The organism is Segatella copri, from assembly GCF_051861805.1.
Classification (GTDB): Bacteria; Bacteroidota; Bacteroidia; order Bacteroidales; family Bacteroidaceae; genus Prevotella; species Prevotella copri_M.
Map to the genome: position 1 here is coordinate 2,807,794 of NZ_CP146520.1, position 22,821 is coordinate 2,830,614.

At 47.4% G+C, this 22,821-nt stretch carries 20 protein-coding genes and 2 pseudogenes; 13 read left to right on the top strand and 9 right to left on the bottom strand.

Translation table 11 applies throughout. The annotated features are described in order from the left end of the window. Window positions 1–2 precede the first annotated feature (2 nt). The 8 genes and pseudogenes from hrpB (at window position 3) to V8Z93_RS11125 (ending at window position 7,234) form a co-directional block, all read left to right on the top strand. Window positions 3–2,561, top strand: a complete 2,559-nt coding sequence (gene hrpB, locus V8Z93_RS11090; RefSeq protein WP_439431524.1) for an ATP-dependent helicase HrpB — start codon at window positions 3–5, stop codon at window positions 2,559–2,561. Window positions 2,562–2,601: 40 nt separating this feature from the next. Further along, complete coding sequence (locus tag V8Z93_RS11095; RefSeq protein ID WP_439431525.1) at window positions 2,602–3,063, top strand: peroxiredoxin; 462 nt, start codon at window positions 2,602–2,604, stop codon at window positions 3,061–3,063. A gap of 9 nt (window positions 3,064–3,072) precedes the next feature. Continuing rightward, window positions 3,073–3,624 carry a sugar O-acetyltransferase gene (locus tag V8Z93_RS11100; RefSeq protein ID WP_439431526.1) on the top strand — a complete coding sequence of 184 codons (552 nt, stop codon included), beginning with the start codon at window positions 3,073–3,075 and terminating at the stop codon, window positions 3,622–3,624. A gap of 13 nt (window positions 3,625–3,637) precedes the next feature. After that, the gene (locus V8Z93_RS11105; RefSeq protein WP_439431527.1) at window positions 3,638–4,366 is read left to right on the top strand and encodes a sulfite exporter TauE/SafE family protein; all 729 of its coding nucleotides are present in this window, start codon (window positions 3,638–3,640) and stop codon (window positions 4,364–4,366) included. 4 nt (window positions 4,367–4,370) lie between these two features. Next, a pseudogene (locus V8Z93_RS11110) lies at window positions 4,371–4,499 on the top strand (GlsB/YeaQ/YmgE family stress response membrane protein); the annotation flags it as partial. A 46-nt stretch (window positions 4,500–4,545) separates the two neighbouring features. After that, entirely contained in the window at window positions 4,546–5,055 is a 510-nt protein-coding gene (locus V8Z93_RS11115; protein ID WP_203041273.1) for an HD domain-containing protein, read from the top strand. 110 nt (window positions 5,056–5,165) lie between these two features. Further along, the gene (locus V8Z93_RS11120; protein WP_439431528.1) at window positions 5,166–6,377 is read left to right on the top strand and encodes a dicarboxylate/amino acid:cation symporter; all 1,212 of its coding nucleotides are present in this window, start codon (window positions 5,166–5,168) and stop codon (window positions 6,375–6,377) included. A 416-nt stretch (window positions 6,378–6,793) separates the two neighbouring features. After that, window positions 6,794–7,234 (top strand): Hsp20/alpha crystallin family protein, encoded by a 441-nt coding sequence (locus V8Z93_RS11125; RefSeq protein ID WP_153122300.1) that lies wholly within the window; start codon window positions 6,794–6,796, stop codon window positions 7,232–7,234. Between the two features lie 169 nt (window positions 7,235–7,403). Here the strand turns inward: V8Z93_RS11125 and V8Z93_RS11130 are convergent, their stop codons facing one another. The 5 genes from V8Z93_RS11130 to V8Z93_RS11150 form a co-directional block, all read right to left on the bottom strand. Next, window positions 7,404–8,624, bottom strand: a complete 1,221-nt coding sequence (locus tag V8Z93_RS11130; RefSeq protein ID WP_218412223.1) for a glycoside hydrolase family 27 protein — start codon at window positions 8,622–8,624, stop codon at window positions 7,404–7,406. Window positions 8,625–8,836: 212 nt separating this feature from the next. Next, on the bottom strand, window positions 8,837–10,123 hold the full coding sequence (locus V8Z93_RS11135; protein ID WP_439431529.1) for a hypothetical protein: 1,287 nt from the start codon (window positions 10,121–10,123) through the stop codon (window positions 8,837–8,839). 46 nt (window positions 10,124–10,169) lie between these two features. Then, window positions 10,170–10,796: a hypothetical protein gene (locus V8Z93_RS11140; RefSeq protein WP_439431530.1), complete on the bottom strand. Its 627-nt coding sequence runs from the start codon at window positions 10,794–10,796 to the stop codon at window positions 10,170–10,172. Further along, complete coding sequence (locus tag V8Z93_RS11145; RefSeq protein ID WP_439431531.1) at window positions 10,796–11,806, bottom strand: hypothetical protein; 1,011 nt, start codon at window positions 11,804–11,806, stop codon at window positions 10,796–10,798. The genes V8Z93_RS11140 and V8Z93_RS11145 overlap by 1 nt, the downstream gene beginning before the upstream one ends. 444 nt (window positions 11,807–12,250) lie before the next feature. Continuing rightward, window positions 12,251–13,330, bottom strand: coding sequence for a helix-turn-helix domain-containing protein (locus V8Z93_RS11150; protein WP_439431532.1), 1,080 nt, complete (start codon window positions 13,328–13,330; stop codon window positions 12,251–12,253). A gap of 198 nt (window positions 13,331–13,528) precedes the next feature. Between V8Z93_RS11150 and V8Z93_RS11155 the strand changes: the two are divergent. The 3 genes and pseudogenes from V8Z93_RS11155 to V8Z93_RS11165 all read left to right on the top strand — a co-directional run. Continuing rightward, a pseudogene (locus V8Z93_RS11155) lies at window positions 13,529–13,660 on the top strand (IS1380 family transposase); the annotation flags it as partial. Between the two features lie 97 nt (window positions 13,661–13,757). Beyond that, complete coding sequence (locus tag V8Z93_RS11160) at window positions 13,758–14,813, top strand: efflux RND transporter periplasmic adaptor subunit (RefSeq protein ID WP_337782422.1); 1,056 nt, start codon at window positions 13,758–13,760, stop codon at window positions 14,811–14,813. A gap of 20 nt (window positions 14,814–14,833) precedes the next feature. Next, window positions 14,834–17,986, top strand: a complete 3,153-nt coding sequence (locus tag V8Z93_RS11165) for an efflux RND transporter permease subunit (RefSeq protein ID WP_439431533.1) — start codon at window positions 14,834–14,836, stop codon at window positions 17,984–17,986. Between the two features lie 219 nt (window positions 17,987–18,205). On the opposite strand, the gene V8Z93_RS11170 is transcribed toward V8Z93_RS11165, so the two are convergent. The 3 genes from V8Z93_RS11170 to V8Z93_RS11180 are packed head-to-tail and all read right to left on the bottom strand — an operon-like array spanning window position 18,206 to window position 18,866. Beyond that, on the bottom strand, window positions 18,206–18,469 hold the full coding sequence (locus V8Z93_RS11170; RefSeq protein ID WP_203049598.1) for a hypothetical protein: 264 nt from the start codon (window positions 18,467–18,469) through the stop codon (window positions 18,206–18,208). 23 nt (window positions 18,470–18,492) lie between these two features. Then, window positions 18,493–18,720: a carboxypeptidase regulatory-like domain-containing protein gene (locus tag V8Z93_RS11175; protein WP_203049722.1), complete on the bottom strand. Its 228-nt coding sequence runs from the start codon at window positions 18,718–18,720 to the stop codon at window positions 18,493–18,495. After that, on the bottom strand, window positions 18,630–18,866 hold the full coding sequence (locus V8Z93_RS11180) for a hypothetical protein (RefSeq protein ID WP_439431534.1): 237 nt from the start codon (window positions 18,864–18,866) through the stop codon (window positions 18,630–18,632). The genes V8Z93_RS11175 and V8Z93_RS11180 overlap by 91 nt, the downstream gene beginning before the upstream one ends. 180 nt (window positions 18,867–19,046) lie before the next feature. Here V8Z93_RS11180 and V8Z93_RS11185 point away from each other — a divergent pair, with 180 nt between their 5' ends. Together V8Z93_RS11185 and V8Z93_RS11190 are read left to right on the top strand one after the other, a co-directional pair. Then, window positions 19,047–19,970, top strand: a complete 924-nt coding sequence (locus V8Z93_RS11185; RefSeq protein ID WP_439431535.1) for an Rpn family recombination-promoting nuclease/putative transposase — start codon at window positions 19,047–19,049, stop codon at window positions 19,968–19,970. A gap of 537 nt (window positions 19,971–20,507) precedes the next feature. Beyond that, the gene (locus V8Z93_RS11190; RefSeq protein WP_439431536.1) at window positions 20,508–21,890 is read left to right on the top strand and encodes a VapE domain-containing protein; all 1,383 of its coding nucleotides are present in this window, start codon (window positions 20,508–20,510) and stop codon (window positions 21,888–21,890) included. A gap of 137 nt (window positions 21,891–22,027) precedes the next feature. Here the strand turns inward: V8Z93_RS11190 and V8Z93_RS11195 are convergent, their stop codons facing one another. Continuing rightward, the gene (locus V8Z93_RS11195) at window positions 22,028–22,690 is read right to left on the bottom strand and encodes a hypothetical protein (RefSeq protein ID WP_439431537.1); all 663 of its coding nucleotides are present in this window, start codon (window positions 22,688–22,690) and stop codon (window positions 22,028–22,030) included. Window positions 22,691–22,821: the final 131 nt, after the last annotated feature.

Sequence of the window (22,821 nt, forward strand, 5' to 3'; positions counted from 1 at the left end):
GTATGAATTACGATAGAATCAAACAGCAGGCAGGTCATCTTCCTGCATTCCAGATAGCCGACACCATCAACAGCACTCTGAAGGAGTCGGCAAACCTTGTTGTTACCGCTCCGCCGGGAGCCGGAAAGTCCACCGTACTTCCACTCACTCTCCTCGAAGCCACCCCACAAGGAAAGATTCTGATGCTGGAACCGCGCCGACTTGCCGCCCGACAGATAGCAGAGCGGATGGCAAGCATCCTGGGCGAACCCGTGGGCAAAACCGTGGGTTATCGGGTACGCTTCGAGAACAAGGTTTCTTCAGAAACCCGCATCGAGGTGCTCACCGAAGGAATCCTCACCCGGATGCTCATCCATGATGCCACGCTCGAAGGAGTGAGCGCCGTCATCTTTGATGAGTTTCATGAGCGAAGCATCAACTCCGACCTGGCGCTTGCCCTCACCCGACAGGCACAGGAAATCATCCGACCCGATCTGAAGATTATCATCATGTCGGCTACCATCGATGCTTCTGCCATCTGCGAGGCATTACAAGCTCCCCTGATAGAGAGCGAAGGCCGAATGTTCCCAGTAGAGACCATTTATTCTGAGACCGACATTGCGCGATACGACATATATAAAGAGGTGGCAGCTACCATCCTCAAGGCTGCAGATAAGCACGAGGGCGATATTCTGGCTTTTCTTCCGGGACAGTCGGAGATTCTGAAATGCAAGGAGATATTGGATGCAAGCCTCAGCAGGGCTTCAGCTGAACTTACCGTTCCGCAGGTTTATCCGCTCTACGGCAATCTTCCACCCGAGAAGCAGCGCCTCGCCATCGCCCCTTCGAAAGAGGGAGAAAGGAAAATTGTGCTCGCCACACCTATTGCAGAAACCTCGCTTACCATCGAAGGGGTGAGAATCGTGGTGGATTCCGGACTCTGCAGAAAACTGGTTTACGACGCCCGTACGGGATTGAGCCACCTGGAAACCGTAACCATCAGCAAGGATATGGCCACCCAAAGAAGAGGACGAGCCGGACGTGTGGCTGAAGGAATCTGCTATCGGTTGTGGACTCAGACCTCGGAACATCTGATGGAAGACCAGCGCCAACCGGAAATAGAGGAAGCCGACCTAACATCGATGGTACTCGACATTGCAGCCTTTGGCGAGAACAATCCCCAGTCGCTGCTCTGGCTTACCCCACCATCAAGCAGTAACCTTCTCAATGCCAAGGAATTGCTTCTATCACTTGAAGCGATAGAAGCGGATGGCAGCATCACCCCATTGGGCAGGAAGATGGCAACATTGCCTTGTCATCCGCGCATCGCCAAGATGATGATGAGTACAGAATCTTCTGCGCTCAAAGCTCTAGCCTGCGACGTTGCCGCCCTGCTGGAAGAGAAAGACCCGATGAGTGACTCTGAGGATTCAGACATGTCGCTGCGCCTCTCCATCCTCCGTTCGCAGCGACAGAAAAACAGTCTGGGCAGATGGGCTCGCATCGCCCAGATAGCCCAGGAATACCGCAGGATGCTCAAGGTGAAGGAAGACAATGAGCCGGTGGATGCAGAAGAGGTGGGCAGACTGATTGCCCTAGCCTATCCTGAGCGCATCGCCATGGCCATCGATAATATCGGCCATTTCAGAATGTCGAATGGTAAGACGCTCTTCATCGATTCAAGCGATGCGATGTCGGCGCAGCAATGGCTCGCCATCGCCTCGCTCAATGTATCTGCCCAGCCGTCGGACACGAATGCTTCCACCCCGCTTCTATCTTCGGGAAAGGCAGGCAGGGTGTTTCTCTCGGCTCCCGTAAACATCAACGACCTCCCTACCCACGAGTTCGACAACATCTCGTGGGACAGTAAGGCGGGAATGATCAGGATGCAGAGAGAGCGGCGCATCGGAACCCTAGTGGTAGATAGCAAACCGCTCCAGGATGCCGACAGGCAGCAAATCATCGATATCCTCTGCACCGCCATCCGGAAGGAGGGACTCAGCATGCTGGACTGGAACGAAGACGTTCAGCGGTTGCAGCGGAGAGTGGCGCAGGTAAGAGCGTGGCACCCAGAAATGGAGTTACCCGATCTGTCCACCGCGCACCTGATGGAGACAGCCGCCGAATGGTTGCCCTTCTATCTGGAACAGGGCGGAAAGCTCAAGACGAGCACCGCCGAGCTCAGGAAGCTCAATCTCCCGGAGATTCTATGGGCACAGATTCCATACGAGCAGCAGCAGGAGATAGACCGCCTGGCTCCCACCCACATCGTGGTTCCATCGGGCAGTCATATCCGCATCGACTATCGTCAGGGAGCCGAGGCACCCATCCTCAGTGCCCGCCTGCAGGAGTGCTTCGGAATGACTCAGACGCCAGCTGTTGATGATGGCAGGCAGCCACTGCTGCTGGAGCTGCTCTCTCCGGGTTTCAAGCCCGTTCAGCTTACGCAGGATCTCGCCAGCTTCTGGCAATCCACCTACTTCGAGGTGCGCAAGGAGCTGAAGCGCCGCTACCCCAAACACTTCTGGCCCGAGAATCCATTGGAAAGCGAGGCAGTAAGAGGGGTGAAAAGGAAGAAATAATAGATTGAAGAATAGTATAACTTTTAAATAATATATAATTATGAATGTAGGAGATAAAATACCAGAGATTCTTGGCATTGACCAGGAAGGACGTGAAATCAAGGCAAGCGACTACCGTGGTCGCAAGCTCGTGCTCTACAGTTATCCGAAGGCTAACACCAGCGGATGCACTGCCGAAGCCTGCTCCCTGCAGGCTCATAAGGAGGAACTGGCAGCAGCCGGTTACGAGATTATCGGCGTGAGCAAGGACAAGCAGGCGCTGCAGAAGAAGTTTGCAGAAACCAAGGGTCTGCAGTTCCCTCTTATTGCCGATACAGAAACCACTCTGTTGCAGGAACTCGGCTGCTGGGGCGAGAAGGTAACCTGCGGCAGAAAGACCATCGGAATCCTCCGCACCACCTATCTTGTCAACGAAGAAGGCATTATTGAGAAAATCTTCACTCCAAAGGAGATCAAGACCAAGATTCATGCAGAACAGATTCTGGATTACATCCATCAATAGAGAACAAAGATGACAGAATTTGAAAAAATGAGAAACAGCGAGCTTTATGATTTCAGCAACAAGGAAGGTATGAAAAGCATAGAGCACGCCAACCGTCTCTGCTGCCGCCTGCAGACGCTAACCCTGTTTGATGAAGACTATCGAACCATTATCGAAGAACTGATTCCTGGCATTCCAACTTCAGCCACCATCTGTCCACCCTTTCACTGCGACCATGGTCACGGCATCAAGGTGGGTGAGAATGTATTCATCAACTATGGTGCCACGATGCTCGATGAAGCCCTGATTACCATCGGCGACCGCACCCTGATAGGTCCGAACTGCCAGCTGGTAACCCCTAACCACCCCATCAACTATATGGAACGCCGCAAGCCAGTAGAAACAGGCTTCCCCATCACCATTGGCGAGGATTGCTGGCTGGGCGCAGGAGTCATCGTCTGCCCTGGAGTAACCATCGGCAACCGCTGCGTAATCGGTGCCGGCAGCGTAGTGGTCAAGGATATTCCTGATGACTCCATGGCTGTGGGAAATCCTGCAAGAGTTATCAGAAAGCTCAGATAAATTGTACTAGAAAATGGATCAGATAGTAGTAGAACTCTTCCTGTTGAGCATCGGAGCCAGTTTTGTGCAACGCACCACTGGCTTCGGTTTTGGCATCTTCATCATGACGATGTTCCCCTCCATCATGCCCTCTTACGGTGAGGCAACAACCCTCTCAGGCATCCTGGCGATGACAACCTCCCTGATCATCGTCATTCAGAAATACAAGTACATCACCTGGAGGCGGTTGCTGCCCATTCTGTTCACCTTCATCATCATTTCCATCGGAGCCATCTTCGTGCTCAAGCGGATGGAATATCACATACTGAACATATTGCTAGGCATTACGCTGATCATCGTGAGCATCTACTTCACCTTCTTCAGCAAGCGCATCAAGGTAAAGACTACGCTACCCGTGCAGGTTACGGCAGGAACATTGAGCGGACTGATGGGAGGATTCTTCGGAATGCAGGGTCCCCCAGCCGTACTCTATTTCGTCAGTTCAGAGCCCGACAAGGATCGCTATCTGGCGATGACGCAGACCTATTTCCTGGCAGGCAATCTGATGATGACACTGGCAAGAGCCTACAATGGTTTCTTCACCACCACGGTCTCCATAGGTTATATCTACGGAATAGCCGGAGTCTTCATCGGCAACCTGATAGGCTCCTGGGTGTTCAGGCACCTCAGCGGCTCCCTACTCAAATACATCATCTATGCCTATATCGGAATCAGCGGATTAACCTTCCTGCTGGAGGCGTAGCGTATATGCCGGCGCCATCATCAGCAGTCTGCTGAACATAGAACTGTTTGGCAAGGGTTATCTTACCAACTTTATTTTCTATGTCATTGGTGCCATAGCGGTATTGTGGATTTGGAAGAAACTCTTCGATTAACATCTTAAGTAGATATAAATATTGATTTTTAAAAAAACATAAGATTATGACAAACAAGGAATTGACACTCGCCCAACTGATGAGGGCGATGATTAAGTACGATGGTGGCGATGCGCCACTCATCCAGCATTTCGTAAAGGTGCACGACTTTGCCCGTATGATTGCGATAGCAGAGGGAATGACCGGAGAAGAACTCTTCGTGCTCGAAGCAGCAGCCATTCTTCACGATGTAGGCATTCACGTTTCACAAGCCAGATACGGCAACTGCGATGGCAAGCACCAGGAAGAACTGGGTCCTGACGAGGCAAAAAAAGTACTGTCAGAAGTAGATGGATTCACAGCCGCACAGATAGAAAGAATCTGCTGGCTCATTGCCCATCATCATACTTATCAAGATGTTACCAGCCTCGACCATCGCATTCTGCTCGAAGCAGATTTCCTGGTGAATTCCTTCGAAGCCCACCTTGCTCCCGAAGGCATCATCACCTTCCGCGATCATGTTTTCCGCTCGGAGTCAGCAATCAGTATGCTGAATGACATGTGGGGGTTGGAATAAGGAGAATACTTTTGTCTAAAAAATAATAATTTAAAATCATGGTAAAAACAATAAATGATATAGGAAATAGACAGCCGGACAGCAATGCCGGCTGCAGTAACCAAAAAGGAGTGAAGAATAAGCAAACCCGGCAGCTGGTACTATGGATTGGCGCTTTGATAGTAGGCGCAGTTTTGGGTATGTTCGGCATCAGCTGGCTGGATGGTCTGATGAATTTCATCGCCACGGTCTATACCCGCTTATTCCAACTTCTGGCAGTACCAACCATAGCCTTGGCTGTCATCACAACCCTGGCATCCTTGGGCAACCAGGCAGATACCGGTAAGATATTCCGCCACGCCATCACCTACACCCTGCTCACGACGATAGCTGCAGCAGCAGTGGGACTGGTACTCTACAACATCGTTTCTCCAGGCAATTTACCTACAGCCTTGGTGCAGAGCGGTATGGCAGATGTTCCCCAAAAGCTGGGAGAAACCAGCTATTATGATCATATTCTTGGGGTAATACCCAACAACATCATCAAGCCGTTTGCCGAAGGAAATGTACTCTCTATATTGATTTTGGCGGCAGCTGCAGGTATTGCTTTAACCAAAATGCCATCAAGCGATAAGAAAGAAGTCGTGATGAAGGGATTGTTTGGATTACAGGATCTGCTCTTCATGCTGATTCATGGATTAATCTGGGCTCTGCCTCTGGGTATCGTTGCCTTTGCAGCACAACTCTCAGCCCAGTTCTCTGCGGGTATCGTGATGGCTTCTCTAGGAAAGTACGTAGCTGTTATCCTGGGAGGTAATGTCATTCAATTCTTCATCATCCTCCCGCTCTTCCTCTTGGCAAGAGGCTTGAATCCAGTGCGCACTTTGGGCAAGATGATGCCGGCAGTATTGATGGCTCTGTTTACAAAGAGTTCTGCTGCTACGTTGCCGGTGACGATGCAGACAGCAGAAGATAGACTGGGAGTTTCCAATCAGGTTTCCCGCTTTGTATTACCTATCTGTACTACCATCAACATGAATGGTTGTGCTGCGTTTATCCTCGTAACCTCCTTATTCCTGATGCAGAATGGAGGAATGCCTTTACCTTGGACTACGATGATTCTCTGGCTCTTCATTTCAGTTATCTCAGCAGTGGGTAATGCAGGAGTACCGATGGGATGTTATTTCCTTACCCTATCTCTGATGTCCGGTATCAATGCTCCTATCGGCATCATGGGCATCATCCTGCCAATCTATACCATTATCGACATGGTAGAGACGGCAGAGAATGTATGGTCAGACTCCTGTGTCTGCGCCATGGTGGATAGGGATTTGAAAGAATAGTCCACTTGAAAAAGTATTCTCATTAAAAGTTTAACATACATTCATTCTTCAAGCAACAGACGGGAACAACTGAGGAGGGAAAACGGAATATTTTGGCAGAAATGATTAAATTAATTATACTTTGATGCCATTTTTGCAGCATTTATTGCCAGTTCTGGCAAAAACCGTTCACTCCTGATATAAAAATTTACCTGGCACATAACTTGCTAATACCTAAGATGAAAACGGAAGCTGAAAGGGCAAGGGGAACGATAAGAACCCTAAGCAATTACATTTGAGGGTTTCTCGAAGGCCTTGAGTCCCGAAAGCCGAAGCGATCATTAAGAAAAAGGATAAATTAATAAACAATTAGAAATCCCGACAGAGCCGGAAGGCGAAGAGAGGATGAGAAAAATATAATTTGGAGGTTTTACATTATGTTGTTAGCTCGTAGAAATAACAGTGTTTCAAATTGGTTGAACAGTTGGTTTAATGACAACTTCTTTGATACCGAATTGATGCCACACATGAACGCCACAGCTCCTGCTGTTAACGTAAAGGAGGATGCTACAGCTTACACGATGGAGATTGCAGCTCCTGGGTTGAAGAAGGATATGGTTAAGATGAACATTGATAAGGATGGTTATCTGAATGTATCTATCGAGAACAAGAACGAGAAGAAGGAGGAAAAGAAGGAAGAGCATTACCTGCGTCGTGAATTCTCTTACAGCAGCTACTCTCAGAGCTATGCTTTACCAGAGGATGCCAATCACGAGAAGATTTCTGCTGAGGTCAGCGATGGTGTCTTGAAGATTGAGATTCCTAAGGTAGCCAAGGAGGAGAAGAAAGACGATGTTAAGCACATTGAGGTAAAGTAATCACTCATAACGTGCTAAGCAGCTTTCTGGATGACATTTCATTGCACCCTAGAAAATAATTAAAACGGAGGGCTAGCCCTGGTAATGGGCTAGCCCTTTTTTTGTGCCGGTTCTCATATATATACATATATATAAGTGCCGGTTCCTCTATATCAATATCAAAAAACACCTATTTCAATACGAATACCTTCGTTTCATGGGCAGCTACACTACCCTTCCACTTGCTTGCCTTTCTGGCAATATCGCGATGCTGCCAGACATCTCTTACCGCATACTTGCCATTTAAGCCCAACTGCTTGAAATCTGCCTGTATGCTGATGGCTTTGTCGCTGCAGTTAAGAATGGCTACGGCATGGGTACCATTGGCCAAAGGACGAACATAAACCTGATAATCTGCCTGATTCACCTTGCGCTCTGCAGCCTTGCCCAGCGGATCCTGATTGATGGCGATAATCTCCCTGTTCAGAAGAATGCGCTTGTCCTCAGGCGAAAGCTTTCGAAGGTCGTTGCTCAGTGCCAATACCGACGACATCATGCACCACATACTCATCTGAGTCTGATATTCCGTATAGTTGCACCCTACTCCACCCAAATCGCTGGATGGGCCGCCCTTGCCGTTCAATCCCACTACCAGCATATCCATATCCGGCCACTGACCGTGGCGCACATCCTTGGCAAGCGGCGCGGTGACGTTCACGATATCGAGGATACCCATTCCACCCTGATGAACAATATCCTTCCACATGTCTCTTACATCATAGCTGGTTCGCCAGAGAGAACCGCCTACCTGCTCGCACCAATCTTCGCAGTTGCGCTGTCCCCACTCGCAGATACCGAGCACGATGTTTCTACCCGACTTGCTCAAAGCCTGGGCCATGGTACGATAGCGCTTCCGGGCTGTGGCGCTGTCCTCAGGAGCATGGCAGTAATCATATTTCAGATAGTCGATGCCCCACGAAGCAAAGGTGCGGGCATCCTGCTCCTCAAAACCGTAACTGGCTGTCCATCCGCCGCAGGTAAGCTGAGCCGCATCAGAATAAATGCCCAGCTTCAAGCCCTTGGAGTGAACATAATCGGCAAGCGCCTTGATGCCATTCGGAAATTTCTCAGGGTCTGGAATGATGTTGTTGTGGCGGTCACGACCGCCCTGCCACAAGTCATCAATGAAGATGTACTCGTAACCAGCATCTCGGAATCCATGTTTCACCATGGCATCGGCAGTTTCCTTAATCAGTTTCTCGCTGATGTTCCCCTGAAAGAGATTCCAGGTCATCCATCCCATAGGGGGAGTCTTGGCCAACTGGTTACGTTCCAGAAGTGTTTCGCTTTTCTGTGCAAAAGATGATGTTGCAAGTAATGCTGCAAAAGCAATAGATAAGATTTTCTTCATATTGTATTTTAATTATATGGTTCGTATTGAAGGCAAAGATACAATTTATTATCTGAAAATCCTCACTTCATTAAATATATTTAACTAAAACTTAGAAGAAGTGAATATATGGTCTTACCAACGAGAAAAGCGGAAGACCCCAAAAAGTAGAGAGCCTACCACGCTAACCCTCATTTTTGCGAGTTAGCGTAGTAGGTTCATAAAAGTAGGCATTACTGCAAGAAATCATCGTTGCTTACCTTTACACCAAGTGGTCCATAGTCGCCAAGAGCTTTGTGAGCAAGCTGCTTGTCGGGATCGGTCACATGGTCGATAGGTTCGCCAGTCTTATCCTTGTAAGCAGTAGGTGTCATGGTTGCGATGGAGTGTATCCATTTCCTGTCTGGAAGAATGTTCCTGTACATGACAGCCACAATCTCTCCGATAGGATTGCCGTCTATGTTCTTTTTCTCACTATCCCAAATGAAGAGATTGACATACTCTCCGTTGGCATTCATTTCGTTCACCTTGCTCTGTATGGCCGATAGCTTAGGATTCTTTTTCAGGCAAACCACAAATGTTGCTTTCTTGCCATCGGCATAGCGAGCCTTCGCATCATATACAGACATATATGAGCGTGTGTCGCTTGCTGAGCCAATGCAGATAGACCAGTAACGTGTCACAGCTTTTCTGTATTCCTCAGGCTTTGTAGGCACTGTGGCCGGTATGAAGGAGAATGTGAGCACAGAGTCCTCGCGCAAGTGCGTTCTTCCATAAAGGTATGCCGTGGAGTTGTTTGGATAGTACCTGCCAACTGGAGCAAGGAAGAATGGCATCTCCCTGTTTTCGTCGGATTTCTGTGTAAACACCTTCGATGTTATCTTATAGACATTTGATACAACGTGTTCTGGCACGTAGGTCTCATGCAATTTCATGTCGAGTGCAGTGATGGCTGGTAGTTCTACTCCTGCGTATTCATCTTTTTGGCTTCCATCGGCAGTAGTGCCCAGGTAATGTCTGAGAACTACAGCTACTTTGTTCACACCTTCTTTAACTTTCACCACATTCTCTCCAAGTTTGTCTATTACGCTTTGTGACGTTCCGTTTGGCACCACATAGAGGGTGAAATAGTTCTTTCCAGAAGTGGTTGCGACGAAAGGATTCGTGCTTCCGTTATCTGCCGAGATGTCCTGGTCATCGATGCCTGCAAAAACGTCTCCTGTCTTATCATTGTATAGTGATATGCTGAAATATCTGCAATGAGGATATTCTCCTTTCAGGCATAGAATCTTGTCACTGTTTTTGTCTATCTCATAGGTGTATTCCCAATAATTGGAATATAAGTCCGGGTATGCTCCGAGAACCTCACCATCGCCTTTCAGGGTTGCGCCCCATTGCTCCTTAGGTGACACGGTAGGGATTTTTATATCGTTGTTGCTGTCGTCATCGGAACATGCGATGAATGTCATTGCCGTGATAAAACTTAGCAATGAGGTCATGATAATTTGCTTGATTTTCATACTTCCTGTTTTTTTAAATTAATATACTTTTTGTTCTCACTCTGTTTTACTTGATTTCCACTCTGAACGGTCCAGACACCGAATTGTAGAGTAAGTCACCATTGTCAAAGAACTGTATGATGGCATATGCTCCATTGGCCCGATTGTCTTTGCCTAGGATTGTGCGGTGGCGTGTGGTGCCGGTGCGCCAGTCGAGTCCGGTTACTTCCCATCCTGTGGCATCGTTCCATCCACTTACGAATACCATTTCAGACGATGTGCTTACAGCAGGAATCATGCTTGGTGAACTGACGTCAGCACGTGTCCACTTAGCCTCCCACTTGTTCTCCTTTGTGTTCCAGCTCACGCATTCAACACCTCTAGGAGTCTCTATGGTAGGACCGATTGCCAGCACGCCTATAATCTTGTCGTTTATCTTTTCCGTTGTCTGGCTGATATTGTTCACCACAAAAGCGTCGTATCCTGCGGTTACTACGGATTGCTCCGACTGTACCCATTCGGTAGAGGCTGGTAATCCGCACGTTATGTCGAACGTTCCTGCCAAACGCTTGTTGCCGGAATCTACAGGCTTGGCATCGGCAGGTATGGCGTCACGCCAGAAAGCTACGAGTTTCATTCTCTTTGCTCCGTCTGTTATCACTACGAGTTTGTCCTCGTCGTTGCCAAATCCCATTAGTGTAGGGTTGCTCCTGTGCCATATCCGAGCTTGATACATGGTGCCATTGGACCTCCGTCATACTCGGCTTTCCATGCTCCATCGCTCTCGCTGTCAGAGAACTTTCCATTCTTGCATATCAGCTTTTGCATGAGTCCCTTGCCGTTGGCCTCCTTGGCGTTGCTTGCCACATATACCCCGCCGTTCTCATCCACTGCTATTGAGTTCGTCAATATCTGGGTGCTTGCCAGTGGGTAGGTATCTTCTACCGTGGTCAACTCACGGTTAAGTACAACAAGAGCATTCTGTGCCGCCACGAGCAAATGTCCATCGTATGTCATGGTAGCTCCCACCAGCGTGTAAGAGTTGTTGATATACGGTGTGAGCTTAATCTGACTGTCTAGCTCTATGCCTTCCTTTGGATTATTTGGGTTCTTCAGCTTGTATCTTGCCATGATGTGTCCAGCATTGGTATATACATAGTTGTCCTTGTCGCACAACACATAGTTTCCATTGGCTATAGACATCTGTGGGGCAGCACCTAGCACTCCGGTTACGGCTGTAGCAAGTTCTGAGTAAGACGAGTAGCTGGATGTCAAGATATTGAGCTGTTCTTGATTCTTCATTGTTATTCCAGGCAAACCAGCTTCTGCGAGTCTTTCAAAGTTGCCGTTGGATACGTCTATGATAGACACTCTGTCGCTACTCATTCCCCACATATATTTTGGGGAAGTGGATGCGAGCGTCATGAGGTTCACTGGACCGCTGCTTGTTGCCTTGCATTTCGTCAGGTCGGCATAGAACGTGCCGTCCTTTACTTTTGCAGTGAAAGCATCGGTCTGAGCCGAATTGAAATGGGTGATGCTGTATTCCTCTTGTGCCAGCCAAGGGTTTGCCTTTGGCTTGGATAGTTCTGCCAGAGGAATGTTAGGATTTCCGTTTTCCCCATTGTTGTCATCGTCTGAACAAGCAGTAAACATCGCCGCTCCTATTGCGAGGATGAATAATGATAGATACGATTTTTTCATAATTATTTATTGTTTTAAAATGAATACTCGTTTTGTAACAACAATTCCGAACCTACCAAAAGAAGGAAGAACAACAGTATATAAATATAGAATTGTTCTTGCTTGACGAAATCAGCGAAACTGAATTTCTTTTTCCAATGATTCCCAAGATAGAGACGGTAGTCGCGTATCATCACAAGGATGAACACTATGATAATCACAGTCACGATCACTACAACAATCATGATGAGATTTTCATCTGAAATTGAAATGGTTGGTTCTGCTCTTGTCATTTTCATTATCTGTTATGTTATTGATTCGATTGCAAAAATAGCTTTTTTATTTTGAAAGTGATAGTAGCTTTCCTATGGTAGTTGTAGCTTTTCCACAAAAAAAGTAGTAGCTTTCCTAGGAAAACTACTACTTTTTAAACAGTATTTAATGTATGATTACAAAAATACACACTTAGATGGAGACAAACTGTTTGCGCCATTGGCTAGGTGACATGCCCGTTTTCTGTTTGAATATACGATAAATCCATGTGTGGGATGAGAAACCGCACTCTGTGGAAATAGCGTCAATGCTATATTCGGGGTTGGCTTTCATCATGCGAACTGCCTCATTAAAGCGAATGTCGCTAAGCCAGGTTCTAAAATTGGTATATTCTGACTGGTTGAAGTATTCTGTCAGTTCGATTTTCTTGTATCCCAACTTGGTAGCTAACGAATAGATGCTAACTTCATAGTCCTTATAAAATCCCTCTTCACACCATTTCTTGAGGGCTAATTCTATTTCTATCTTTCTATTAGCTGTCAAGATATTTGTACCATAAGTATTCTTGCCGTCTTTTATATCTTCTGCTTCCGTGACTTTTGCCTCTGCGTCATTTTCCTCAGGAATGACTTCTTTTGGTGTGATGTAATAGCCCATAGCAATGAAAGTGTGGACGAAAAAGATGACAGAGAGTAACATCAAGGGACCTATTATATATAATAAGGTATTGAAGAGGATTGCTACAGGCAGGAGTCCAGCAGTAAGGTATAGCAAAATGATGCTGGCTTGCGAATAGCGCACGTATGGAATCAAGTCACTTCCGAAATTTTCCATGAGCTTCTGCCTTCGGGTATTTGTTTCTTTGCGAATGATAAAGATAAAATATGCCATGCTAGCCACAAAAAGACCGAGCATCACATAGAGCATATTGCCAATGTGTAAACTATGACTTTTGAATATGCCAATGACGAAAACTAGGGCGATGAGTATGTATGCCATCATACTACGTAAACAATAACGGCGCACTTTGCTGCCTGTGCTCTCTATGTTGATGATGGAGAGAGTGATGGCAAATGCCACTGGGGTATAGAACAGTATGTTGAATGCTGCGCCCACATCGGTACCTTGTGCACGGAATCCATGAACCATCTGTAAGAGGTAGTGGACGGAGAAGAATAGCATGGATGCAACGAGAAGCCATCTTGATATTTCGTAGCGCCACACCTTCCATCTCACCTGCAAACTTGCCATGGCTAATTGCAATGCTAGCATGGCTGTAATGACGCAACATACAAGTTGCAATATGAATAACGATGTCATAATATTGTTATAACCTTAATTCCACAACACTATTATAAATCAAACCTTTTAAGCCCCAGAACAACAAAAAGTTGCTCAGGATTTTGCCATGTGAGAATTTTCACTTATCTTAGTGTTGCGAAAAGAAAACAAGCAAAACTCTGACATAACATGGCAAAGATACAAATTAAATCTGAGAAACTCACTCTTTTTGGAGGATTTTTTCGGGTCATGGAGCAATTTGACTCCACATTGTCTTCTGTAATCGACTCAACCCTCGGTCTAAGGTGTAGATTGTTCGGTTGTTTTTTTATTTTTTTTAATCCTATTTTTCCTATGCTTTCAGCTAAAATTCATACCTTTGCATTATCTTTGCAAAAAACAACAAAATGTAATTAATATGAAACAGAAAGATGTTATAACGGGATGGCTTGTCGCATTCATTATCAGCTGTATGATGCTGGCGGGATGCACCGAAAAAGCCAGGAAGCTAGAGAAGAAAAACGTGAAAGTTGAGACTATCTCCGTGGGGAATACAAACCTGGGGGGAACGAAAGACTATGTGGGAACCATCGAGGAAAAGATGGGATCTACACTCAGCTTCGAGATAGCCGGAAACATCACTTCCATACGGGTGGAAGAAGGAGATAGAGTAAGCAAGGGACAGCTGCTCGCCACCATCAACCCTACCACCGTGAAGGAGGCTCACCGGGCAACACTCACCACCCTGAAACAGGCGCAGGATGCCTACAGAAGATTCCTGCCCCTGCACCAGTCGGGAACCATCTCGGATATGAAATGGGTGGAGATAGAAAGCAAACTGGAACAGGCAAAGGCGGCTGAAAGCATCGCCCGCCAGCAACTCTCCCACTCTACCCTCACAGCTCCTTTTGCAGGTGTCATCGCTGCCAAGAACGTGGACTTGGGAACCTACGTGCTCCCCGGACAGCCTGTGCTGAAACTCGCCAATGTGGCACAAGTCAACGCCAAGGTATCCGTACCCGAAGCTGAAATATCTCATCTGCACGTGGGCGACAAGGTGAAACTGACGGTAGCCGCTCTTTCGGGTGCCATTTTCCGGGGAACGATTTCAGAAAAAGGCATCGATGCCAACCCCATCTCGCATACCTACGATGTCAAGGTGGGCATCACCAATCCGCAGGGCCGTCTGCTCCCAGGCATGGTATGCAACGCCCAGGTGCAGGGAAGCGCTGCTACCCCATCCCACATCACCGTTCCGCCACAAAGCATTGAACTGGATGTAGATAACTCCCGATTCGTATGGACCGTGGTAAACGGAAAGGCGCATCAGCAACCCGTAACTACCGGCGATTTCGAAGGCGACGGCATCGTCATCCTTTCGGGACTGAAGGCTGGCGACCAGGTTATCATCAATGGCCAGCAGAAAGTTTCTGAAGGAATGAATGTAGATACAGCAAAAAGCGATAACCGATAAAAAAAGTGGAGGGAAAAGATATGAATCAAGAGACAAACAAGCCGGAGAGAGACACCGCCCTTCGCGACCACATCAAGGCACGCATCACCAGGAAGCCCAACCGCATCATCAAGCGCTCGTTCATCGAGTCGGCGATGTGCAACCACAACATCGTGCTGCTTCTGATGGGCATGCTCGTATTTCTAGGCATACTCGGCATCTGCATCATGCCCAAGCAGGAGATGCCGCAATTCACCATCAGGCAGGGTGCCTGCGTAGCCGTATATCCGGGCGCTACATCCGGAGAGGTGGAAGAACGGGTGGCTAAACCGCTGGAGAACTTCATCTTCGGATACAAGGAGGTGAACAAGAAAAAGACCTATACCCAGAGTAAGGACGGCATGCTGATCGTGTTCCTGGAACTCAACGACGACGTGGAGGACCGGGATGCCTTCTGGAGCAAGTTCAAGCATGGCCTGCAGGCCTTCAAGAGCTCCCTTCCTACGGGTGTCCTTGCCCTGCAGGCTGTGGATGACATCGCCGACACCTCTGCCCTACTCATCACGATGGAAAGCAAGCAGAAAACCTATAGGGAACTGAATACATACATAGACCAGCTGAAGGACAGACTGCGCCGCATTGATGCCATCTCGAACCTGCGAACCTACGGACTGGAAAACGAACAGATAAGCATCTGCCTGGACCAGAACAAACTGGCCAAATACGGCATCGGCCCCTATAAGATTCTGAACGACCTTGCCCTGCAAGGCTTCACCACCGTGAGCGGAAACCTGGAGATGAGCAACCTCAACCTGCCCATCCACATCACCGACTCCTACAACAACGAGCGGGATGTGGCAGAACAAATTGTATATTCCGACCCCAAGGGCAACATCGTGCGCCTGAAGGACATCGCACAGATTAAAAGAGAATACCCGAAACTGAATAAATACATCAAGAGCAACGGCAACAAATGCGTGCTCCTATCCATTGAAATGCGACCGGGAAACGACATCGTGAAGATGGGAAGAGACGTACACAAGATGATGGATGATTTTGAACAGTCCCTGCCAGGCGATGTACACATCAATACCATTACCGACCAGAGCAAGGTGGTAAGCGAATCGGTGCTAACCTTCCTGCGCGAGCTGCTCATATCGGTCATCTCCGTCATCATCGTGGTTATCCTGCTCATGCCGCGCCGCGTGGCAGAGGTATCAGCCCTCAGTATCCCTATCACCATCTTCTCGTCGGTGGGCATATTCTATCTTTTCGGCATGGAGCTGAACACCGTTACACTGGCTGCCCTCATCGTAACACTGGGTATGGTGGTGGATGATTCCGTGGTTATCATCGACAACTACATGGAGAAGCTGGGCCATGGCATGTCGCGCTGGCATGCAGCCATCGCAGCTCCTAGAGAGTTCTTCATGTCGGTGCTTTCTGCCACGCTCAGCATCTCGCTCACCTTCTTCCCATTCCTCTTTACCATGCATGGCGACATGGGCGATTTCGTAAAATCATTCCCCTGGGCCATGTTCATCATCCTGAGCATCTCGCTCATGGTTTCGCTGCTGCTCACACCTTATTTACAGTATATGGTGATTCACCAGGGCATCAGCAGCCAGCACAAGCCCAACGCCCGCAAAAAGCCGCTCGACTATCTGCAGATGGGGTACACCTGGTTGCTGAAACGCTGTTTCGCCTTTCCACGCACCACCCTCGTTGTGGGCATCATGCTGGTGAGCACCGGAGCCATCATCTTCGTACATCTTCCGCAGAGAATGATGCCTATCGCCGAGAGAAACCAGTTTGCCGTAGAGTTCTATCTGCCTAGCGGAACCACCGCTGCAAGAACCGCACAGGTGGCAGATTCTATGGCCCACATTCTGCAGCGCGACCCGCAGGTAACAGCCGTAACCACGTTTGTTGGCCAGGGTTCACCCCGTTTCCACACCACCTATGCGCCACAGATTGGCGGTGAAAACTTTGCACAGTTTATCGTGAATACGGTAGATAACGATGCCACAGAAGAGGTACTCGACCGATATGCCGACCGATACTCCAACTATTTTCCCGACTGCTACATCCGCTTCAAGCAGATGGATTACAACAACGCCACCTACCCTATCGAAGTAAGAGTGAGCGGCGACAGCATGGGCGACCTGAAGGCTGCCGCCAGGAAGATAGAAGCCTGCATGCACAAGATAGAAGGCATCAACCTGATTCGTACCAACTACGAAGAGCCCCTGCCTGGCATCAGGGTAACTCCAGATGCTACCGAGGCCAACCGGCTGGGTGTGAACAAGACCATACTCTCTGCCGACCTTGCCATTCATTTTGGCGATGGCATCCCGATGGCCACCCTTTGGGAAGGCGACTATCCGGTGAAGATGGTTCTGAAATCGGAAAACGACAGCGATCTTGCCAATGAATACATCCCCGTGATGGGAGGAACATCGAGCGTTCCACTCCGCCAGCTGGCTAAGATTTCGCCCGACTGGCACGACGGCAGCATCATACGCAGAAACGGCGTGCGTACCATCTCTATCATAGGTGAACCTTTAAGGGGATTCAATGCCAACCAATTGGCCAACGAACTGAAGCAGGAAGTATCCAAACTCCCGCTAGATTCCAGTCTTGATTGGGAGATTGGCGGTATGGCAGAAAAGGATGCCGAAACCCTTCCTCAGGTTACATCGGGCGTGATGATAGCAGCCTTGATCATCTTCTTCATCCTGCTCTTCCATTTCAAGCGCATCAGTCTGGCACTGGTGAATCTCTCGTCCATGTCGCTCTGCATCTTCGGTGCAGCGATAGGCCTTCTGGTTACGGGTTTCGACGTGAGTCTTACCTGCATATTGGGCATTGTGAGCCTGATGGGTATCCTGGTGAGAAACGGCATCATCATGCTCGACTATGCCGAGGAACTGCGCCGCGACAAGGGGTTATCGGTAAAGGAAGCCGCCTTCCAGGCTGGCGAGCGCCGCATGCGCCCTATCTTCCTTACATCGGCAGCCGCCTCGGTAGGCGTACTGCCTATGATGGTAGAGAACAATACGCTGTGGTCGCCAATGGGAGCCGTTATCTTCTTCGGTACGCTTATCTCGATGGTACTCATCGCCACCATCCTGCCTGTGCTCTATTGGCTCGTGTTCGACAAGCACGGCAAGTATAGTTTGAGGAAGCAGTAAACGCAGAAGCCTGTCGGCATCACTGCCGGCAGGCTTCACTTTTCATAAACCGAACCTAAAATCCTACTTATCTTTTGAGATAATAAAACTGCAATTTAAACCTAAATATAAACTCTTACCTTGATGAAAACTCTTTCTACTTCTTTATCTATCTATATATATGTACTGCAAAATGTATTACATTTGTGTATGCCTAGAATTGAGTTATATCAGAGCTGCTTACTCAGAAACAGTTGCCTGTGCTGCAGGCTGCTCTGTCTGAGCAGTATCTACAGACTCTGCTGGAGTCTCAGATGTAGCCTCTGTTGCTTCAGATGTAACTTCAGATGTTGCTTCAGATGTTGTCTCTGCAGGAGTAGCCTGATCTGTAGAATCCTCTGCACCAGCCTGTGGCAAAACAGGAGTGCTGACCTCTGCTGAATCCTTAGGAGTTTCAGGTGCTACTGTATCAACTGGAACTACTTCAGAATTATCTATCATCATTTTGCCTGATGCAAATACGTTGCTTACTCACGTTCCTGTGTGACATTACCAATCATGCTGACACGGACAATATATTTTCCCGAAGGTGCATTGGGGATGATAAACACTCCGTTCTCATCGGTTGTGATGCCAATAGGCAGCGGTGCACCCGTTTCCGGGTTCACAAGAACGACTGTAGCGAAGTCAAGAGGTTCGGATGTCGTCTTATTAAAAACTGTACCTGTGATGGTGGCGATGCGCCACGCAGACAGAAAGAATCTGCCGGCTCATTGCTCATCATCATACTTATAAGGATGTAACCAGCCTCGATTATCGCATTCTGCTCGAAGCAGATTTCCTGGTCAATTCCTTCGAAGACCACCTTGCCCCCGAAGGCATCATCACCTTCCACAATCATGTATTCCGCTCGGAGTCAGCTATTAGTATGCTGAATGATATGTGGGGATTGGAATAAGGAGAACAACAGCGTATTTATAATTTTTCGATTATTTATGCAAAAATCGATTAAATATTTGGAGTTTACAAAAAAACAACGTATCTTTGTCATCAGATTTAAGAACAATTAAAATCTAACAAGATGGCAAAGTACATCAACCCCTTCACCGATTGGGGCTTCAAGCGCCTCTTCGGTCAAGAATTCAGCAAGGATTTGCTGATTAGCTTTCTCAACGATCTGTTGGAGGGAGAGCTCCAAGTCAAGGACGTAGTATTTAAAGACAAGGAGCAATTGCCTCAGACCAAAGATCAGCGAGGCATTATCTACGATGTTTTCTGCGAAACCGACACTGGCGAGCGATTCATCCTGGAAATGCAGAACAAGTGGCAACCCAATTTTCTGGATCGCTCCATCTGCTATGCCTGCAGAAGTATTCTGGAACAGGTAGATAAGGGCAAGACTGAGAATCAGGATGCCTATAAGTTTCTGCCGATATACACAGTTTGCTTCATGAACTATATGCCAAAGGCAGGCGAAGTAAACAAGTTCAGAACAGACATCATATTGGCAGATAAGGAGAGCAAGGAGCAAGCTTCCAACAAGCTTCGCTTCATCTACTTGGCACTGCCTCTTTTCAAAAAAGAGCCAGAGGAATGTGAAAGTGATTTTGATAAATGGATTTATGTATTGACTCATATGGAAGCATTAACAAGAATGCCTTGGACGGCACAAAAGAAGATTTTCGAGAAACTTGAGGAATATGCCGACAGTCACAGACTCTCGAAGAAAGAATGGGAAGCCTACGAGAACAGTCTTTGGATTGCTCGCGATAATTTGGCATGCATGGCTGCCGCAGAATCGGAAGCCAGAGCCGAAGGTATGGCAAAAGGAAGAGCCGAAGGAAGAGCCGAAGGAAGAGCTGAAGGAAGAGCTGAAGGAAGAGCTGAAGGCTCTAATGAGGCAAATATAAATGCAGCACAGCGTATGCTTGCTGATGGTATGTCGAAAGAACTTGTTATGAAATATACTGGTCTTTCACCTGAGCAAATTAGCAAAATCAATTAAAGAAGTATAAATAGAAGAGAATAAAACAAGGGTGTATCAGAAAGCTTCATGGTTTCTGATACACCTTTTTTTATTTATCTTTCATTTTCCTTTCACATCACCAGCAATCTTCTGATATTCATCCGCTTAAGTGTGAAGGCATTTTTCATCAATGACATTTCTCGCCGCTTTCAATAAGAGTAAACGAAGGAACATATACTACAGGGAGAAGAAACCTTTACCTGGGGGAGAAAGAGATAGGAAAAGAAGGAGGGGTAATGCCTTCCTCGCATCGGTCGACTCGGGTCATCCATATAGCTGACCAGAGTCATCTATATGGATGACGTGAGTGGTCTATATGAATGACCCGAGTCAACCGATGCGAAAAAGATGTTTCTTCGCCTTCAGATGTAGGCTATTACTCCCTCAAGTAACCCCTCTTTGTCCCCCCTGGATTTATTGCAACATTTATCAATGTAAGTGTTGCAAATGATGAATTATTGTTGTATCTTTGCAGCGTTATAAAACATTAAGTATAAACCAAATAGAATTCAATACATGAATATCAGAAAAACACTGAAGAGACTGATTAACGATACACAGTATGTCGCAGCGCTCGAAAAGCAGAATGATCTGCTGAAAGAAAAACTCCAGCAGGAAAAAGACAACCTTCAGAAACAGAAGGACGTCTTCAAAAAGGAGAAGGAACAGGAAGAGGCCGACGAAGAGGCTCAGTACAAGAAACGCAGCCGCAACTACCTGCGCCCTATCACGGATATGCAGAAATGGTTGCTGGAGAACTATGAGTTCCGATATAATGTCATCACCGATGTTTTCGAATATCGAAAGAAGAATGATGAAGAAAAAGGAATGGTGAAGACCGAAGAATATGATTCAGAAGGCAAAATCAAGCATGATTTCGAAATCATCGACAAGTATGCCATCAACACCATTGCCATCGAGGTGCAGGAGGCAGGCATCTTCGTGCGTGACCACTTCGTAGAACGACTCATCAAGTCGAAGTACGCCCAACCCTATCATCCCATCCGCAGCTATATCAACAAGGTGAGAGGAACCTGGGACGGAAAGGACAGAATCTGCGACTTCCTTCGCCGCATCAACCCGTCTGACTATTGCCTGAAGATGGGAAGAATCTGGCTACGTGCCATGGTGGCGCAGATGGCTGGATACGACGAGAAACATGCCAACAGCGTGATGCTTACCCTGGTTTCAACGACACAGGGACTGCATAAGAGTACTTTTCTCAGAAGTTTATTGCCCAACGAGCTAAGAGATTACTACACAGATGATTTCTCGCTCAACCAAAAGGGAAATGCTCAGAGAAAGATAGTAGAATTTGCCATCATCAATGACGACGAGCTTGACAAGGAGAATCCGAAGAAGATGCCGTTGATGAAAACCCTGATGCAAACCATGAAGCCAAGCTTCATCGGTGCCTACAAGAAGAACTTCAACCGTCTGCCCCGTTCAGCGTCGTTCACCGGCACCAGCAACCAGCGTGAACTCCTCACCGACCGCTCGGGGTCACGAAGATTCCTGATTCTGGAACCCGACGGGATGATCAACGTGGAAGGTATCGAGCACGACGCTATCTACGCCCAACTTCTATACGAGTTGGAACATGGCGAACCTTACTTCTTCTCCAAGGATGATGAAAAGGAGATGCAGGAACACAACCAGCCTTACTATATCAAGACAGATTTGGAAAAAACCATCACTTCATACTTCAGAATTCCCGACAACGATGAAAAGGGAGAGAAACTGACAGCCGACATCATCTTGAAAAAATTGAGAACAAAGCACGCTAAGGGAGTTCAGAACATCGCCATGAATCCCTTCAGCAAGACCCTGACCCGCCTTTTTGGCAAACCGGAACATGCCAGATACGGCAACCTGTATCTTGTAGAAGAAATCCGATAGATAGAAGGAACTTCAAAAACAAAGAATACAAACACAAAAGAATACAAGAACGCAAAGAAAAAGTCCTTTCACACTCAATGCGCTGTTTATCAACGGAAAAAGCAGATTTGTGAAAGGATTTTTTCTGCGTTATTTTTTTAAACTCCTATTCTGCGATAGATATACACCTTGCCTTCGCGCTCACGGGTCATCTTCGGAAACTCACCCTCACACAAGTCGGACAATACCTTCTGGGCATGATACTTGGTAACACCATGAAGACGCATGAAATCACGAACCGTGATATAGCCATGCTCACGGCAGAAGTTGGTAATATCCAGCAATTCCTGAGCAGTCTCCTTAGGAGGCGCACTTACCTTCCAGGTGTCACGACTGCAGTTGCATCTATAATTGACGAAAAACTCCTTATCAAACTCATGGGTGGTTCTCACCTCGAAGCCCTCAATTTCTACCTCACTTGCCGGAATCAGCTCGCCCTCATGGTACACCTTATGATATACGTTTCCATCGACATCCTTATGGTCTTTTAATTTCAATTTAGGCTTGATGATGAACATATCCCCCACCTTCACCTCCTTGCCCTGGGAAAGAGCCATCATCGTCTCATCCTTGATAGACTGGATGGCAGCCAGAAACTGAGGAGTAGCCATCTGGTAATGCTGGCGCATACCATCACGCATATCCTTGAAATCATACACATCCTTATATACAAACTGAGGATGAATCAAATACTTGCCAGTCTCGTCTTTCTTCGGAGATCGGTGCTCTATGTAACCTATCGGTCCTGTTGCTCTTGGCATAATCGTTATAATAAATGTTGCATGAAGAAATCTCCCTTGTGGAGTTCCTTACACCCTGCAAAGATACTAAAAAATCTCATAACACCAACAAAAAGATAGAGAAAAACGCTTTTCTCTTACTATTTATTTCC